This is a genomic window from Rhizobium sp. 25PS6, from assembly GCF_032464655.1.
In the GTDB taxonomy this organism is placed as follows: Bacteria; Pseudomonadota; Alphaproteobacteria; order Rhizobiales; family Rhizobiaceae; genus Rhizobium; species Rhizobium laguerreae.
The window spans coordinates 1-514 of sequence record NZ_JAWDIV010000086.1 but is presented as its reverse complement, the minus strand read 5'-3'; the positions used below and the strand labels follow the sequence as shown (position 1 = coordinate 514).

The 514-nt window shown below is 65.8% G+C and carries 1 protein-coding gene; it reads left to right on the top strand.

The genetic code is table 11. The annotated features are described in order from the left end of the window. The coding region (locus tag RWK44_RS34955) for a putative Ig domain-containing protein (RefSeq protein ID WP_316030192.1) at positions 1-514 on the top strand (514 nt) is incomplete at both ends.

Below are 514 nucleotides of genomic sequence, written 5' to 3'. Positions count from 1 at the left end.
CAATCTCACCGTCACCATCCACGGCGCCAACGACGCGCCGGTGCTGGCGGTCCAGACGGCTAGCCAGAACGCCACCGTCGGCTCTGCCTTCTCGTTCACGCTGCCGACGACGACCTTCACCGATGTCGATAGCGGCGAGACGCTCACCTATGCGGCAACGTCTGCCGACGGCACGGCGCTGCCTGCCTGGCTGAGTTTCAATGCCTCGACGAGGACCTTCTCCGGAACGGCGACGACATCAGGGACCTATGGCGTCAGGGTAACGACGACCGACCTTGGCGGCCTCACCGCCAACGAGACCTTCAACATCGCCGTGTCGACCTCAGGCAACACGACGCCGACGGCGGTTGCCGATGCGGGGGATGCGACCGAGAAGGGTGGTGTGGCCAACGGTTCGGGCGGCGTGGTCGCCAGCGGCAACGTGCTGACCAACGACACCGATGCGGATGCCGGTGATACCAAGGCGGTCACGGCGATCCGCTTCGGCGCTACATCAGGCACGCTTGGTTCGGCA